Raw genomic sequence first — 16,612 nt, 5'->3', positions numbered from 1 at the left:
GGACCCAGCCGATGCCGTCATTGCGCAGTCCGCCGACGTCGAGGCTGGATGTTGAATCCCATGTCGATCAGGGCGCGCTCGGCCTCGGCGTCAGAGAGCTCGCCCGTGCGCGACGGCTCGAGAGTTCGACGGATCACATCGGCGGGAACGTCCATCTCATCCTCTACCTGCAGGATGAACACTTTGCTGTTGCGGGTGCTCGTGGCCAGCTCCGGGTTGTAGGTGAGCTCTTCGTAGAGCTTCTCCCCGGGCCGCAGGTGCGTCACCTCGATGCGCACCTCCGGGGCGGTCACCCGGACGAGGCTGCGCGCGAGGTCCATGATGCGCACCGGCTCTCCCATGTCGAGGACGCAGATGTCGCCGTTGGCCCCCAGTATGGCGGATTGGACGATGAGGTTCGCAGCCTCGTCGATCGTCATGAAGAAGCGCGTGACATCCTCGTGGGTGACCGTCAGCGGACCGCCCTGTTCGATCTGTCGACGGAACGTCTCCATGACGCTGCCGTTGCTCTGCAGGACGTTGCCGAAGCGCACAGCGGTCAACTTCGTCGCACCGGACTCGCGCGCCAGATCGCCGAGCAGCAGCTCGCCGAGCCTCTTCGTGGCACCCATGATGTTGGCCGGGCGCACCGCTTTGTCGGTCGACACATAGACGGCATGGCTCGCTCCCGACGCAATCGCCTGCTTCAGGACGTTCTCGGCACCGAGGACGTTGTTGGCCAACGCTTCGGACGGATTGTCCTCCATCAGCGGGACGTGCTTGTACGCCGCGGCGTGGAAGACGAGCTCTGGGCGCTCCGCCTCGAAGACCCGCTCCAAGCGGTGCACGTTCTTGACGTCGCCAACGACGGGTGCGAGTCGTTCGTCATCGAGGCGGTTGATGAGGTGGAAGAGCCCGGTCTCCCACCAATCGAAGGCAACGACCCGTGCAACGCCGAGGTTCAGCAGGTGCTCCACCAAGCGGGACCCGATCGAGCCCGCGGCGCCGGTGACGAGCACTCGGCGCCCCTCGACCAGCCGCCGCGCGTCAAGCAGATCGTGCTTGACGGGCTGCCTGCCCACGAGCTGCAAGATGTCGACGTCGGTCAGATCGCTGACTTTGACCGTCTCGCGGCTGATCGTGTCATACGTGCGCGGCAGGATCCACAGGCGGATCCCCGTCTGCTCGAGATTCGAGAGGAATTCCCGCAGTCGCGCGGACTCGATCGTCGGAATCGCGAAATAGACGGTGTCGACGTCGTTCTCGCGAGCCACGCGGTTGACATCGGCGAGTGTGCCGAGAACGCGAGCATCCTGCCGTACATCATCCAGAAAGCCGACGACCTGCTCGCCGTGCGCCGCGGCGTCCTCTGCGATCCCGATGCCCGCGACACCGAAGCCGACCACCAATATCCGCCGACTCACTGCTTTCGCTCCTTCTGGCTCCCTGCAATCTGGAGCTGCCCGTCGAGCAGTTCCGAGGCCCCTGCGACACCCGCGTCAAGCTGACGCGCACGCTCCCACTGTGCACCCCACTCCACCGCCTGCGCACGTGTCGCCGCCGACTGGCTTCGCACCAGCGCGGCGCCTGCGATCAGCGCCGAGGCGACGTCGTCCGCCGACATCGACACCGCAGGCACCCACACCGGTGACTCCCGCATGATCGTGGTCGCCGCACTGGCCGGTTCGTGCACGGAGACAACCGGCAGGCCGGTCGCGGCGAACTCGAACACCTTGCCGCTTGTCACGCCGGGGCCGCTGGCCAAAGCCAGCACGAGCGCATCGAACGTCGCATACGCCTCCGCCACGTCTGCCTTCGCGACGGGGCCGGCGTAAACAATGCCGTCCTGCTCAGCGCGACGAAGGTAGCCGTCCAATGCCTCGCCGGCGACGCCCGAACGGCCCAGATGGCCGCGCAGCACGAGCCGCGCACGTGCCAACTCGGGTGACCGCGTACGGGCGCGGCGCCAGCCCTCGAGCAGTGATTCGGCCGGGAACTGGCCGACATTGATCGTGCCGATATAGCCGAACACGAGCGGGCGTTCGTCCGGCACCGGTGCGAACGGGACCGCCGGTGAAACGCCGCCGACGAGGTCGAAGCCGTTGGGCACGACGCGCATGCGCCCTGCCGCCGTCGGGTACTTGGCGGCGTGCCAGGAACGGATCGGCTCGTTGACGAACCAGACCTGGTCAGCAGCTGCCAGGAATCGTCGTTCCCAACGCTCTGCGCGCGCCGTCGCGCGTGGGTTGCGCCCACCGGTGAACACGTCGATGGTCCACGCGTCGCGGTAATCCATGAGCATCGGCACGCCGTGCCGACGCTTCAGATGCCAGCCGGGGATGAAGTCCACCGACGGGCTGGCCGTTCCGATCGTGAGATCGACAGGAGTACCGCGGTACACGTCTTCGGCCGCGCGCGTCAGCGCCGGACGCCAGTCACCGAAGCCGGTCTCGGGGAACGGCAGACCGTGGCCCATGCCCCACAGTTCGGGGTGACGGGCCTGCGCCCTGCTCCACTGCCCGATATCGCGCGCATACACGCCGGACGTGAAGGGCACGCGGACGACGCGGATGTGGCTGTCCACCTGACCTGACAGCGAAGAGTCGACGGTCCCCTCCACGCTGAACACTGCCTCGTCGGCGGCGAGCACGGTGACATCCCATCCTTGTCCGGCGAACGCGTTGGCCATGCCGATGGCGCGGTACACCCCGCTGGTCCGCGCAGGTGCGAACGCCCATGCCGTCAGCAGCAGGTGACGCTTCACGAGGCCTTCCCCAGGAACGGCGCGAGAACGCGGGCCGAGAGTTCACCGTTGTGGACGGCCTCGACATATCCCGGGCCGGCATTCGCGATCGTCCGATAGTGGTCCGGGCGCTCGGCGATGTCGCGCAGTGTGTCACCGATCGTGTCGGGTGTCGCTTCCACGACCGGGGCGTCCAACCCCGTCACTTCGCGGATGTGCGCGCGCACCTGGTCGTGCAGGTGCGCGACGACGAGTCGGCCGGCTGCCATCGCCTCGATGGAGGTGGTCGCGTAGATGCCGAGCGCGAACTGGTCGAGGATGACGTCCGCCTCGGCGTAGCGCTCCGGCATTTCGGCGGCCGGGACCTTGATGATGCGCCGGTATTCGATGACCCTCTCATCGCTCAACTGCTGGACGGTCGGTTCGATCAGTGTCGTGCCCTTCACCGCGGGGTTCGTCGGAGCGTGCAGCACGATGGGACGCTCACCGGTGAGCGCCTCGCGAGGCGAGCGCCAATCGGTCGGATCAACGACGATGGGCAGCCACGACGCGGCGGGCCAGTCCAGCAGCAGCTCCGGCGTCGCCACGAACGACGGCACGCCCAGTCGCTCGAACAGCCTGCGATTCCGCTGCGCGCGCACCTCAAGCGCCCGTACCCAATCGTCATCCAGTCGGTCGCGGAACGGCGACCAGCGGTCAACCTGCGCATGCCGCACCGGCGATCTGAGATCGGTACCCAGGCTGGCGAGGCCGACCTTCAGTCCGCGATCCAGAAGCCAGCGTGCCTCACGCTCGGCGAATCCCTGGAACGCGAGTCCGAAGATCGATCGCTCCGCCTCGAACATGACGTGCGTGAATCCGTTGGCGACAGCATCCCGTTGACGCCGAGCCCAGTCACCGGAATTTGCGAACACGACATCTGAGACCGCATAGTCTGCGGGAAAGCCGAAGTCGCCGCTTGCGCGATACTGCATGTTGACGGCTCCGACGCCGGCAAGTCGCTCGGCTGCCCGTGCCCATTGGTACCCCTGAGCGGCGAAATTCGCCGGCGCCGAGTACAGCCGCACCTCGCCCCTGGGCGCTTGAACGGGCGGTGGAACATCGGCCGGCGAGAATCGGTGCGCGCGGGGCCGGAAGCGAACCGAGATCGCATCGGGCAGAGCGCCCAGCACGAGCCGGAACGCGATACCCGCCTTGCGCACGATGTCTGCGACGACGCTCACGTCAGTCCCGCCAGTCGCGCCTGCGCGGCGAACTCAGGGCTGAGTCGCACGACGTCGTCGAACAGTCCCTGTGCTGCCACCGTGCCGTCCTTCATGAACACGATCAGGTCGGACTCGCGGATCGTGCTCAGCCGGTGGGCGACCGCGATGACGGTGACGTCACCGCGCAGCTCGGTGATCGCGTCGGAGATGTCTGCTTCGGTCTTGGTGTCCAGCGCGCTGGTCGCCTCATCCAGCACGAGCACCAGCGGATCCGTGTACAGCGCGCGGGCGATGCCTAGGCGCTGCCGCTGCCCGCCCGAGAGGGTGAGACCGCGCTCACCGACACGAGTGTTCAGGCCGTCTGCCCGCTGCTCCACGACGCCCCACAGCTGCGCGCGGCGCGCAGCCGCTTCGACCCGGTCCAGATCGATCTGGTCACCCCACGTGAGGGCGATGTTCTGGGCGATCGTGCCGTCGAAGAGAGTGACCTCCTGCGGCACGTATCCCACGTGCGATCTCCACGCCGCCATGACGTCTTCGAGCGGAAGTCCATCAATGTGGATGTCGCCGGACGTGGGGGTGAGCAGCCCCAGCAGCAGGTCGATGAGCGTGGATTTGCCCGCACCCGAGGCACCGGCGATGCCGACGGTCGTGCCCATCGGAACGCGAAGGTCCACCCCGCGTACGGCTGCCACATCGCTGCCGGGAAAGGTGAACGACACATGCTCCAGCTCGAGAAGCTTCGGGTCGCCGGGCAGCGGCCGCTTGCCCAAGACCTCACGGTCGGCCAGCAGCTTCTGGGACCCTTCGATGTCGGCGATGACGGCATCGACGTACGGCACTGAGGTCATCGCCCGCGTGATGACGGACTGAAAGCCCGTGAGCGACGGCACGAGTCGGAATCCGGCGATCCCGAACAACGCGACGGCCGAGATCGCCGCTTCTTTGCCGCCGAACACGAAGGCCGAGCCACCGACAACCACGAATCCACCGATGATCGCCGCGTCGAAGATGAACCGCGGAACGGCGGCCAAGAAGCTCGCGTTCGCGCGCGCCTGCGACGTGTGCGCCCGCTGCTGCCGGATGACCGCGCTGACCTCGTCGGCCTTGTCGCGCAACGTGATCTCCTTCAGTGACGCGACCATCCCCGAGATGAGCATCGCGACACGCAGCGACGAGTCGCGCGCGACCCGGCCGGCCTGCCGGGTCTTGCCGCTGAGAACCATGTATTGCAGCATCGCAATGCCGCCGAGGTAGACGATGGTGACCAGGGCCGTCACCGGTTGAGCGAACACGATCACGGCAACCACGCCGACCGAGGTGACGAGCAAGCCCGACAACGTGGTCAACGGCAGCAGAAAGCCCGCGACGACGTTCGCGATACCGCTGTCGGACATGGCCACGATCTGCGCACTGTTCCGCGAGATCCGATCGGTCCACGAGGAACGGATGTAGGCGCCGAACAGCGCCTGACCGACCTCGAGTTCGTACGACGCGAAGCGCCTGGTGGCGATCCACTGCATCCACACGTTGGCTGCGGATTTGGCGATCACGATGATAGCCAGCAGCAACACCATCCACAGGACTTGGTCCTGCGAGACCTCCCCGAGCAGCGGAACCTTCAGCGGCCCACCCGCAATCAGCGCCGCGAGGGTGAGAGCGAGAAGCATGAGCGCGAGCACGTCCACGACGGCCAGGAGGCCCGAGACGACGGAGAAGACGATCAGGAACCGCCGAGCCGACGACGGCAGGAACGGCAGGACGTGGCGAAGGGTATGAGCTATCTGCTTCATAGTGTCAGAACGTGCGGGTCTCGCCCTCGCGCGCCGACTCGAGGGCGGCCTCGACGACGACGAGCGTGCGCTGGCCTTGCTCCATCGTCACGACGTCGCTGGGCTTGCCGAGCACGGCATCGCGGAAGGCTTCGTGCTCGACCCGCAGCGGCTCGCGCTTGGCGAACGCATACCGTGTCACGTTTCCTTCAGAGACACCGCGGAATGTCGCCATCGACTCCCACTCCAGCGGAATCGTCCCGTTCGCGAAGAACGTCAGGTCACCGGTCGACGTGTCGGCCACGAACGCGCCCTTCTCACCCGTGACGACGGTGACGCGCTCCTTCATCGGGCTGAGCCAGTTCACGAGGTGATTGACGATCACGCCCGACTCCAGGCGCCCGGTGATCGCGATCATGTCTTCATACTCGCGACCGCTCTTGAACGTCGTCTGCGCGAACACGTGCGCGTAGTCGCTCTGCGCGACCCACGCCGTCAGGTCCACGTCGTGCGACGCGAGGTCCTTCGCCACCCCGACATCGGCGATCCGCGACGGGAACGGGCCCTGCCGGCGCGTCTGGATCTGATAGACCGCGCCCAGCTCCCCCGCCTCCAGCCGCCGGCGCAGCTGCTGCAGCGCGGGGTTGAAGCGCTCGATGTGTCCGACGGCGCCCACGAGTCCCGCGTCGCGGAACGCGTCGACCATACGCTGCCCGGCCTCGACGCTGTCGGCGATCGGCTTCTCGACGAGCGTGTGCACGCCGGCCGCTGCGAGCTTGAGTGCCGCCTGCTCGTGAAAGCGGGTGGGCACGGCGACCACGGCCATGTCGATGCCCGCCGCGATCAGTGCGTCGATGTCTGGCAGCACGTCCAGCGCGCCCGACACGCCGTGCGGGTCGCCGGCCGGGTCGGCGATCGCCACCAGGTCGACGTCATCCAATTCGCGCAGCACGCGCGCATGATGGCGACCCATCATGCCGACGCCGAGCAGCCCTGCGCGCAGCGCGGCCATCAGGCGCCCGCCTTCGCGACGGCGTTGACGGCGGCGACGATCCGCTCCAGGTCGTCCTCGGTGAGCGAGGGGTGGACGGGCAGTGAGACGACCTGGCGCGCTGCTTCTTCGGTGACCGGCAGGTCCAGCCCGGGCGCATACGGCGCGAGCGATGGCAGCCGGTGGTTCGGGATCGGGTAGTACACGCCGCAGCCGACCTGGTGCTCGTCCTTCAGCGCCCTCACGAACCCGTCGCGGTCCTCGGCCACACGAATCGTGTACTGGTGGTACACGTGCACGGCGCCGTCGGCGACGGGCGGCACCACGACGCCCGACAGGTTCTGGTCGAGGAACGCCGCGTTCTGCTGCCGCGTCGCGGTCCAGGCATCCACCTTCGTCAGCTGCACGCGACCGATCGCCGCGTGGATGTCGGTCATGCGGGCGTTGAACCCGATCACCTCGTTCTCGTACTGGCGCTCCATGCCCTGGTTGCGCAGCAGCCGTGCGTTGCGCGCGATCGTGTCGTCGGCGGCCGAGATCATGCCGCCCTCGCCGCTGGTCATGTTCTTCGTCGGGTACAGCGAGAACATCGCGAACGTGCCGAACGTGCCCACGGGGCGCCCGTCCAGCGACGCGCCGTGCGCCTGCGCGGCGTCTTCGAACAGCGCGATGCCGTGCGCGGTCGCGATCTGCTCCAGCTCGCGCATGCGGGCCGGGTGGCCATACAGATGCACGGGCATGATGCCCTTGGTGCGAGAGGTGATGGATGCCTCGACAGCGGCCGGATCGAGAGTGAACGTCTCGGGCTCGATATCGACGAACACCGGCGTCGCCCCCGTCAGCGCGACCGAGTTGCCGGTCGCGGCGAACGTGAACGACGGGACGATGACCTCGTCGCCCGCGCCGATGCCGGCTGCGAGCAGCCCCAAGTGCAGCCCCGCCGTACCCGAGTTGACCGCCACCGTCGGTCGACCCTGCACGAAGTGGGCGGAGAACTCCTTCTCGAACGCAGCGACCTCAGGCCCCTGTGCCACCATGCCGCTGCGCAGCACGCGGTCGACCGCTGCCCGCTCCTCGTCGCCGATGATCGGCTTGGCCGGCGGAATGAACTCGCTCACGCGTTCTCCTTCTTCAACAGTCCATCTGTTTCGCAATAGCGCGTGCCCGTGGTCGGGCAGATCCACGCGCCGTCGCCTGCGTCCTTCAGCGGGGTCCCGGCCTCGCCGACCCACCCGATGCGTCGTGCAGGAACGCCGGCGACCAGCGCATACGCGGGCACGTCCTTGACCACGACCGCGCCGGCTGCCACCGTCGCCCAGGCGCCGATGGTGACGGGGGCGACACAGGTCGCCCGTGCACCGATCGATGCGCCGTGCTCGATCGTGACACCGACCGGCTGCCAGTCATGCGCGCTCTTCAGCGACCCGTCCGGATTCACTGCACGCGGATACGTGTCGTTGGTCAGCACGACAGCGGGGCCGATGAACACGCCGTCACCCAGCACCGCAGGCTCGTAGACCAACGCATAGTTCTGCACCTTGCAGTTGTCACCCATGACGACTCCGGTGCCGATGTACGCGCCGCGGCCGACGATGCAGTCGCGGCCGATGCGGGCGCCTTCGCGCACCTGGGCGAGGTGCCAGATCGAGGTTCCAGCGCCGATCGATGCCGCTTCTGCGACATCTGCAGAATCAACGATGCGCACGTCAGGATGGGTCACGGCTGCTCCTCGCATCGGGGGAAGGTGAGCCCGCATGCGCTTGACATTCTAATGAGAGCGGCCTGAGCGCCTCTCGAGTGTCTGCTCACCGTCGCGGCCCTCACGGTCGCGGCCTCGCGCCGAGCACCGCGGCGGCGGCACGCTCCCCCACCACGTGCAGCGAGACGTTCTGGCGCGCCCAGTCCGCGCGCGCCGATCGCCGTCGGTCGCTGTCACCGGAGGCGCGCTTGGCCAGCAGCCGTCGCATGCCGTCAGCCACGGCATCCGGATCAAACGCCACCGCCTCGCCGAGACCGTTGTCGCGCACGAGCGTGCCGCCCACGTCGGCACCGGCGAATAGCACGGGCGTCCCGCAGGCGGCAGCCGCATACGTCTTGGTCGGGCGCGCGAAGTCGTAGCCGATGCCGGGCACGATCGACACGAGCGCGCCGGCGGCTCCCTGGATCCACTGAGCCGAGTCGGCCGGACTGACCACGCCGCCGAAGTCCACCCGGCCGGGAACGAGCTGCTCGGCCAGCAGTCGCAGGTCGGCCTCGACCGAGCCCTGCCCGAAGAAGCGCAGCCGCAGGTCGGGGAATTCGTCGGCGATCCGCGCGAATCCGCGGATGAATACGTCGGGCTGCTGCCACTCCGACATCGTGCCGGTGTACACGAAATACGTCTCACCGGGGGCTGCCGGTCCGGCGTCGGGGTTGAACACGTCGGTGTCGATGCCATTGCCCACGGTGGCGATGCGCGCGGGGTCGGCGCCGAGAGCCACGAGGCGCTCGGTGACCTCGTCAGAGACCGAGAGGATCACGCGGGCGCGTTGCAGCGCTGCGCGTTCCATGGCGCGCATCAGCGCGATGACCGGTCGAGGTGCACCCATCGAGACGACGCCGTCGGTCCAGACGTCGGCGGCGTAGTACGCGTACGACCGGCGTCGCAGCCACGCGGCGAACCGGACCACCAGGGCCGTGGTCGGTGGAGACTCGGCGACGGCGAGGTCCCACCCCCGGAACAGCACGCGGAACAGCAAGGGCGCGTCGAAGCTCGCGTACTGCACATAGCCGCGCACGTTGCCGCCGCCGTCACGCAGAACCGGCATGCGCCGCACCCGCACTCCGGGCGGGTCGGCGAGTGCCGGTGCGTGTGACGGCGGCGTCGACGTGATCACGGTCACCTCGGCACCGTGCGCGGCCAGTCCTCGCGACAGAGCGCCCAGGCGGAACGCACCGGCACTGACTTCGGGGACGAACAGCCGCGATGCGACGACGACGCGATGCGCGGCGCTCACTGATCGACGCCTGGGTCGACGGGCACGTCAGCAGGTGGGTCGCCGGCCGTCTCGGCGTCGGCAGCTGCGCGGCCATCGGCATCGTCGGCGATTTCGGCGAGGTGCGCCCGCTCTGCCTCAAGGGCCCGTAGCCGCAGGTCGAGGAACGCCGTCTGTTCGGCGAGCGTGCGCATCTTGTCTTCGGCTCGGGTCAGTTCGGCACCGTATTGCAGGCTCACCAAGAACAGCAGTCCGATCGCGATGAAGAAGATGAGATTGATCGGGATGACGATGCCGAGCAGGCGCGACGCCCACCGCAGCACCTGCGGAAAGACGGCGACCACCAGCGCCAGCACGCCGCCGACCATCCACCACAGGGCATGCCGCTCACGCAGCGTACCGCGGCGCATCAACTCGATGATCGCGATCAGCACGAGAACGGCGGCGAGAATCCCGAACAGATAGGTTGCGGTGCTGGTCATGAGCTCACCTCGCTTGCTCCCTGCTTGCGCGGTCGCAGCATCGCCAGCACGAACGCCACTCCGGCACGCACGAGATACACGGATGCGCGCAAGGGCCGCTGCGACGGCGTTCCCGCCTGACGTGCGTGCATTTCGACGGGCACCTGATCGATGACCAGACCTACGCGTGCGGCGATGACGAGCGCCTCGACGGTGTCACCGAGGTACTCGGCGGGGTAAGTGCGTGAGAACAGTGCGATCGCCCGCGGGCCGCTGGCTTTGAACCCGCTCGTGACGTCGGTGAGCTTGCGGTGTGCGACCCTGCCGACCGCGGCGGCGAGCACACGCATGGCCCACAGCCGGGGGCCGCGCGCCATGTATGCGCCGGTGCCGGCGAAACGAGCGCCGATCACGACGTCGGCGTCTCCGAGCGCGGCGACAAGTGCGGGGATGTCGCCCGGGTCATGCTGACCGTCAGCATCGACCTGTACGACCCCGTCGAACCCGTGGTCACGTGCATATCGGTAGCCGGCACGCATCGCGCCGCCGACGCCGAGATTGAACGGCAGCGACAGAACCGTCGCCCCTGCCTGCTGCGCCACTGCGGCCGTCGCGTCGGTCGAGCCATCGTCGATGACCAGGCACGACGCATCCGGAACGGTCTCTGCGACGGCTCGCACGACGTCGCCGACCGACTCCTGCTCATTCAGAGCCGGCACGACGATGAGCAGTCGGCGAGGCGATGGTGACACGTCTGACGATCCTATCCGACGGAGTTCCCCGCACATTCGGTGATCCGCCAGAGCTTCGCGTCGCCCTGGTGGTCGATCAGCTGGAATCCGGGCACACCCTCAAGGTCCGTGAAGCCAGGCATGCTCTTCGCGGGTCCGGGCAACCCCGGCTCCACCGCGCCACCAGGGCCGAAGTCGAGTACGTAGTCGGCTTTGAGGGTGCGCAGCGCGCTGCACACCTGCGGATCTGTGGCAACGCTGTGCAATCGCATCTTGAGCAGCGCATACGCGGGCGTGGTCGGCACCTGCCACTTGGCCGGATAGGTGTCTGTTCCCGAGAAGAAGTATCCCCATGCGCCTCCGGTGGACGGGTTGTCCAGCACTGTCGCACCCGCCGGCACGTCGTGCGACAGGCGCCCGAGCAGCGCACGTTCGTCCGGGTGCAGCCACGAGTCCTCACCGACCGCATACGTCGATTGGTCCTGGTACATGCCCGAGTTGACCTCGTAGCGCATCACCAGCGGCTCGGCGATCACGACGCCGATCGCGATGACAGCGACGACCGCCAGGGCGGCAGCACCGATGCCCGTGCGGGCTGCGTCGGCTCGCCCAACTCGTCGCCGTATGACCAGCGCAGCGCACAGATCGACGATCCAGACGACGCCGGCGGCCGCGACGGGAATCATCATGAGAGGCACCAGCGCCGCGAGCCGGTAGGGGTCGCTGTACCACGGCCCGACCAAGAACGCCCGCACCCATTCGGTGTGCACGGCGTATGCCACGAACGCCAGGAACGCCAATGCGAACCATCCCAGCGCGAGCCAGCGCGTCCCGGACCGCCGCAGCACGGCCACAAGCCCGACGGCAAGTAGCACGCTGATCCACCACGCGGGCGGCGAGTCCACGAAGCCGCCCGACAAGATCGTCAGCGCCGAGTGGGCACCACTGGCCCTCGGATCCCACACCCCCGCCCGCGGCCCACCCATGCTCGCCCACGCCGCGGCAAGGACGACGCCGGCAGCGACCAACCCTGCGGTCGCCCACCAACGGCCGGAGCGTGCCTTCGGCCACAGCACGACGGTGCCCCCGAGTCCACAAAGCCACACGGCGAGCCACAGCCCGAGCAGCCCCGATGGCTGCGCATTGCCCACGGCGACGGTGCCCATGCCGAACGCGAGAATCACCGCTGTGATCCTTCCAGAGACGGATCGATCCCCGTCGCCGAGCGCCGAGGGTCGCGACCAGGTGTGCCGTGACAAGGCGACGACCGCAGCGATGGATGCGGGCAGCAGGGCCACCGCGAGAAAGTACGGATACAGAACGCCGTACTGCAGCAACTCCAGCGGAAAGATCACGAACCCCGCCGACATCACGCCGGCCGCAGCGGCCGCCCAACGACGGCCCGTGGCAACCTGTGTCAGCCAGACGATCCCCAGTGGCCACACGAGCGCAGCCACAACCAGCGCCAGCACGTTGGTGACGACCGCGATGTCACCCGCGAGCGTCCCGGTTCCGCCTACCAGTCCGACGAGAAGCGTGATGAGCGAGTCGGCCTCATGCCAGGCCCCAGGGTAGAACGCGCCGATGGCCGTCGGATCGATCAGCCCCCCAAGCCCGAACGATGTTGCTGTCTGCTGCTCGATGATCGCCCGCACTGCCCCCAGATGAAACACGGCGTCGCTTGTCTGCGAGATGTTCGAGGGGTCGCCGACATAGATCGTGACGCGCACCGTGATGAGCACAGCGCCGACGAGCAGGCCCACTGCCACAGGCCAGCGCACGTCGGTGAGCGTCACGTCGTTACGGCGCACGCGCAGCGCAAGCCGGCAGACAACGAGGATGAGCGCGATGCCGGCGAGCCCTGCCGCCGCTGTCATCAGCGTCCACGGTATCCGGGCGAAGCCATAGATCACGGCCACCGCCGAGATCATCGCAACCGAACCGACCGGGGCGAATGCCCACGCGGCCAGGCGCCGAAGGCCAACGGCCCACGCGGCCACGAGGCCAGGGCCGAAGACGATGAGCCCGGTCGCCAGGAACGTCCCCCACTGCGCGAACCAGGCCACCGCGACACCTTTCCGGATGAGGCGGCCCAGTCGACCGCTAACCCCGAGACAGCATACTTAGGCGCACCTACCGTCTCGCTGAGAACTCGACGATTGTCATCCGCAGGCGGTGATTCGCCACAACGACGCCGCGCCGGCGCGGTCGACCGACACGAATCCGGGCTGTCCCGTGAAGCGCGTCATCCCCGGCATCTTGACGTGACCGGTGCCGGGGTCACCGGGGCCGAAGTCGAGCACGTACTGCACATGGAGCCGATCGACCGCGTCGCAGACGGCGGGATCAGATGCCGCATCCCGCAGGTTCTGCGCGAGCAGGTTGTAATCAGGGGAACGAGGGACCTGCCATTTGGCCGGATACACGTCCACTCCGGTCAGCGCGTAGGCGAACGACGCCCCCGTACCAGGATTGCCGATGACCCGAGCTCCGGGCACCACCGTCTCGGGCAAGCGTGCGATGAGCGCTCGCTCGTCGAGGCTCAGCCAGCTGTCAGCTGCCGGAATGAACGGTGATCGCGTCTCCTGCTTGCCGTTCGCGACATGGTAACGCTGCACAACCGGAGTGGCGACGAAGACGGCCGTGCCCACGGCCACGATCACCACTGTTGCAATCCATGTGCCCACCGCCTCGATGCGGCCCGCCCCGGCAAGCCCCGTGAACCGCATCACTGCATCGGTGATCGCGATCACTCCCCAGGCCGCAAGCACGATCGTGAACATCGGGATCATCGCCGCCAGCCGGTACGTGTCGCTGTACCACGGGCCGACGATCAGCGTCCGGATCGCGACCGTGTGCACCGCCGCGGCCACGAAGTAGAGGAATGCCGCTCCGATCCATGCCACGCTCAGCCATGCGGTGCGCAGGCGCCGCAATGCAACGATCCCGCCGATCAGCCCGAAGGCCGACATCCACCACGCCGACTGCGTACCCGCATAGCCCGACGATGCGATGTCGATCAGCGCGCGGCGCGTCGACCGAGTCGGGCCCCAATAGTCCGCCGTGAGGAAGTGCGAGGTGGCCCACCACAGCGCCGCAAGCGCAAGCAAGCCGGCAACGGCGATGGCCAGTGCGGCCACCCGCGGTGCAACGCGAACCTCGGGGCGGCGGACGAGCGCCAGGGCCCGTGACGCCGCGAGAAGCCACACGGCGAGAGCCCACATCAGAACGCTCGAAGGGTGTGCGATCGCGAGTGCGAGCACCGTCGTCCCAACCGCGAGGATGACCTGCACCACGCGCCCTACCCGCGGTGCCCCGTCGATGCGCGCCGACAGATCGACGACGACAGCGATCGCCGCCGGCAGCAAAGCGACCGCCAGCATGTACGGGTACAGGATGCCGTACTGGATCATCAGCAGCGGGAACGCCAGCAGCGCGGGGCTCATCGCGGCCGCGACCGCCCCGACCGCACGTCTACCGCTGGCTGACTGTGCGAGCCAGGCGGCCCCTAGTGGCCAGATGGCTGCCGCTACGACGATCGTGAGGATGTTGGTGGTCGCAGGTATCCCAGCGCCGGACATCAGCGCGATGAGAGATCCGGTCGCGTGCCACGCGCCCGGGTAGAACGCGCCGGGCGCTTCGGGGTCGAGCAGCCCGCCGAGCCCGAAGCTCGAAGCGGTGCCGTGCTCGATGATCGCCCGGATCGCCCCCAGATGGAACGGCGCATCGTTGGATTGCGAGATGTACTCAGGCGAGACGATGTATAGGCCGAAGCGGGCCGCCGTCAGCACTGCTCCTGCGACGAGCCCCAGCACAAGGGGCCAGCGGGCGCCGCGCACCGCTGGCCGCACCCCCGGCATCCTCAGCAGGAACCGTGCCCCCACCAGCAGCGCCGCGACGACAAGCAGCCCGGCGAGGGCCGAGAGCAGCGTCCACCGGATGTGCGCGAAGCCGAACGCCGTCGACACGAGCACGATCATTGCGATCGAGGCGACCGGAGCGAAGGCCCACAGCGCCAGCCGCCGCAGACCGATCGCCCACGACGCGACGGCGCCCGGGGCGAACAGCACGAGCAGCGCACACAGCAGCGTCCACCACTGCGATAGCCACTCCACGCTGAGATTCTAGGCAACGGTCAGCGGGCCGTTCCTGAGCATACGCAGATACCCGTCGTCTACACTCGGACCGGCAACCGGCGGAACAGAACGGACTGAAGTGCGCACAGCATTGATCGGGTACACCGGCTTCGTCGGTTCGAATCTGCTCGACTCGCATCCCTTCGACGACGTCTACAACTCCTCGAACATCGGCGATCTCGCCGGCAAGCGGTACGACCTGGTGGTGTCGGCCGCGAACCGTGCCGATTCGCATCGCATCAACAACGACGGTGCGGCGGACCTCGCCGAGATCGACGGGCTCATCGACACGATCTTGCAGGCCGAGATCGGCAAGCTCGTGCTCATCTCTACCGTCTGCGTCTACCCCTGGGGCGGAGCGCCCGACGAAGACACGGTGCCGGATGCCGCGTCCCTCACGCCGTACGGAGCCAACCGCCTGCACCAGGAGCAGCGACTGGGCGCACGCCTCGACACCCTGCCGGTGCGCCTTCCCCAGCTGTACGGAGCACGGCTGCGCAAAGGTGTGGTCTACGACCTCGCCAACGACTACCGCGTCGAGTACATCGACCCCGAGATGCCGTTCCAGCACTATGACGTGCGAAAGCTGTGGCCCGACATCCAGAAGGCGGTGGATGCCGACATCCCGGCATTGAACGTCGCCACGCCGCCGATCACCAACGCACGACTGGCGCAGGATGTCTTCGGCCGCGACATCTCCGGCCAGGCGACGCCGCCGGCCTCGCCGTTCTCGCGGATGTACACGCGCAACATGACCACGAAGCACGCCGCACTGTTCGGCGGGCAGGGATCGTATCTGACCTCGCTCGAGGACGAACTCGCGGGGCTTCGCGCCTTCGCGGCTTCGGCCGGCAATCACTGACCCGACAACTCCGAAAGGAACGCATGCGCAACGGACACCGGATCTCGGCGATCGTCACCTGCGCCGGCCGCGGCACGCGATTCGGCTCGAACAAGCTCTTGGTGACCCTGGGAGGCATCACCGTCCTGGAGAAGACCGTCCGCGCCATGTGCGCGCCCGATGTCGACGAGGTGATCGTCACGGTCAGCGCCGATCACGAGGACGAGTACCGCCGCATCCTCGTCGATGGAGCGCACCTGCCGGTGACATTGGTCGTCGGCGGCGAGGAGCGCCATATCTCGGCGCACCGCGGCTTGTCTGCCACATCCGGTGACATCGTCGTCGTACATGATGGTGTGCGCCCCTTCGTCACACCCGACCTGATCGACGCGGTGATCGACGCCGCGATCGAGCACGGCGCCGCGATGCTCGGCACGCCCAGCACTGTGCAGGTCAAGCTCGTCAATGACAAGGGGTTCATCGAGGGTTCACTCGACCGCGCGCACTCTTGGCTCGGCCAGACGCCGCAGGCCTTTCGCCGCGAATACCTCGAGCAGGCCTATGACGCCGCTCTGCGCGACGGGTACGCCCGCATCAGCGACGACGCTGACCTCGTGCACGAATATTGCGGGCTGCCCGCCCGCATCTTGCCCGGGCACGTGAACAACATCAAGATCACGACGCCGCAGGATCTGGGCACGGCACGCCTGATCGAAGAGGGGCGCGCCGATCAGGACGCCTGACCCGCGCCCTTACCCGATCTCAGTCGTCCTTCGAC

At 67.8% G+C, this 16,612-nt stretch carries 14 protein-coding genes; 2 read left to right on the top strand and 12 right to left on the bottom strand.

The genetic code is table 11. The features are described from left to right. Positions 1–17: 17 nt before the first annotated feature. From QU603_RS04315 to QU603_RS04260, 12 genes are all read right to left on the bottom strand, one after another. Entirely contained in the window at positions 18–1,403 is a 1,386-nt protein-coding gene (locus tag QU603_RS04315) for a polysaccharide biosynthesis protein (protein ID WP_308493262.1), read from the bottom strand. After that, complete coding sequence (locus tag QU603_RS04310; RefSeq protein ID WP_308493261.1) at positions 1,400–2,743, bottom strand: glycosyltransferase; 1,344 nt, start codon at positions 2,741–2,743, stop codon at positions 1,400–1,402. Before QU603_RS04310 ends, QU603_RS04315 begins: the two co-directional genes overlap by 4 nt. Beyond that, on the bottom strand, positions 2,740–3,945 hold the full coding sequence (locus QU603_RS04305; protein WP_308493260.1) for a hypothetical protein: 1,206 nt from the start codon (positions 3,943–3,945) through the stop codon (positions 2,740–2,742). Before QU603_RS04305 ends, QU603_RS04310 begins: the two co-directional genes overlap by 4 nt. Further along, a complete protein-coding gene (locus QU603_RS04300; protein ID WP_308493259.1) occupies positions 3,942–5,720 on the bottom strand; it encodes an ABC transporter ATP-binding protein in 1,779 nt (592 codons plus the stop codon). The genes QU603_RS04305 and QU603_RS04300 overlap by 4 nt, the downstream gene beginning before the upstream one ends. 4 nt (positions 5,721–5,724) lie before the next feature. Further along, complete coding sequence (locus QU603_RS04295; protein ID WP_308493258.1) at positions 5,725–6,711, bottom strand: Gfo/Idh/MocA family oxidoreductase; 987 nt, start codon at positions 6,709–6,711, stop codon at positions 5,725–5,727. Then, complete coding sequence (locus QU603_RS04290; RefSeq protein WP_308493257.1) at positions 6,711–7,808, bottom strand: DegT/DnrJ/EryC1/StrS family aminotransferase; 1,098 nt, start codon at positions 7,806–7,808, stop codon at positions 6,711–6,713. Before QU603_RS04290 ends, QU603_RS04295 begins: the two co-directional genes overlap by 1 nt. Continuing rightward, positions 7,805–8,410, bottom strand: a complete 606-nt coding sequence (locus QU603_RS04285; RefSeq protein WP_308493256.1) for an acyltransferase — start codon at positions 8,408–8,410, stop codon at positions 7,805–7,807. The genes QU603_RS04290 and QU603_RS04285 overlap by 4 nt, the downstream gene beginning before the upstream one ends. A gap of 100 nt (positions 8,411–8,510) precedes the next feature. Beyond that, complete coding sequence (locus QU603_RS04280; protein ID WP_308493255.1) at positions 8,511–9,686, bottom strand: glycosyltransferase family 4 protein; 1,176 nt, start codon at positions 9,684–9,686, stop codon at positions 8,511–8,513. Next, the gene (locus QU603_RS04275) at positions 9,683–10,147 is read right to left on the bottom strand and encodes a DUF2304 domain-containing protein (protein WP_308493254.1); all 465 of its coding nucleotides are present in this window, start codon (positions 10,145–10,147) and stop codon (positions 9,683–9,685) included. Before QU603_RS04275 ends, QU603_RS04280 begins: the two co-directional genes overlap by 4 nt. Continuing rightward, complete coding sequence (locus tag QU603_RS04270) at positions 10,144–10,878, bottom strand: glycosyltransferase family 2 protein (protein ID WP_308493253.1); 735 nt, start codon at positions 10,876–10,878, stop codon at positions 10,144–10,146. The genes QU603_RS04275 and QU603_RS04270 overlap by 4 nt, the downstream gene beginning before the upstream one ends. A gap of 11 nt (positions 10,879–10,889) precedes the next feature. Beyond that, positions 10,890–12,923 (bottom strand): DUF6541 family protein, encoded by a 2,034-nt coding sequence (locus QU603_RS04265; protein ID WP_308493252.1) that lies wholly within the window; start codon positions 12,921–12,923, stop codon positions 10,890–10,892. 96 nt (positions 12,924–13,019) lie between these two features. Continuing rightward, complete coding sequence (locus QU603_RS04260; protein ID WP_308493251.1) at positions 13,020–14,972, bottom strand: DUF6541 family protein; 1,953 nt, start codon at positions 14,970–14,972, stop codon at positions 13,020–13,022. 100 nt (positions 14,973–15,072) lie between these two features. Here QU603_RS04260 and QU603_RS04255 point away from each other — a divergent pair, with 100 nt between their 5' ends. After that, complete coding sequence (locus QU603_RS04255; protein WP_308493250.1) at positions 15,073–15,855, top strand: NAD-dependent epimerase/dehydratase family protein; 783 nt, start codon at positions 15,073–15,075, stop codon at positions 15,853–15,855. A gap of 23 nt (positions 15,856–15,878) precedes the next feature. Continuing rightward, positions 15,879–16,577 carry an IspD/TarI family cytidylyltransferase gene (locus QU603_RS04250; protein WP_308493249.1) on the top strand — a complete coding sequence of 233 codons (699 nt, stop codon included), beginning with the start codon at positions 15,879–15,881 and terminating at the stop codon, positions 16,575–16,577. The last annotated feature ends 35 nt before the right edge of the window (positions 16,578–16,612 follow it).

The sequence above is a fragment of the Microbacterium terrisoli genome, assembly GCF_030866805.1.
In the GTDB taxonomy this organism is placed as follows: domain Bacteria; phylum Actinomycetota; class Actinomycetes; order Actinomycetales; family Microbacteriaceae; genus Microbacterium; species Microbacterium terrisoli.
Note: the sequence above shows the minus strand (reverse complement) of the source record. Positions and strands in the feature narration are given on the sequence as shown.

Excerpts from the sequence above, each read along its gene's own strand:
- QU603_RS04295 (WP_308493258.1), bottom strand. The coding sequence starts at position 6,711 with ATGGCCGCGCTGCGCGCAGGGCTGCTCGGCGTCGGCATGATGGGTCGC.
- QU603_RS04250 (WP_308493249.1), top strand. The coding sequence starts at position 15,879 with ATGCGCAACGGACACCGGATCTCGGCGATCGTCACCTGCGCCGGCCGC.
- QU603_RS04275 (WP_308493254.1), bottom strand. The coding sequence starts at position 10,147 with ATGACCAGCACCGCAACCTATCTGTTCGGGATTCTCGCCGCCGTTCTC.
- QU603_RS04300 (WP_308493259.1), bottom strand. The coding sequence starts at position 5,720 with ATGAAGCAGATAGCTCATACCCTTCGCCACGTCCTGCCGTTCCTGCCG.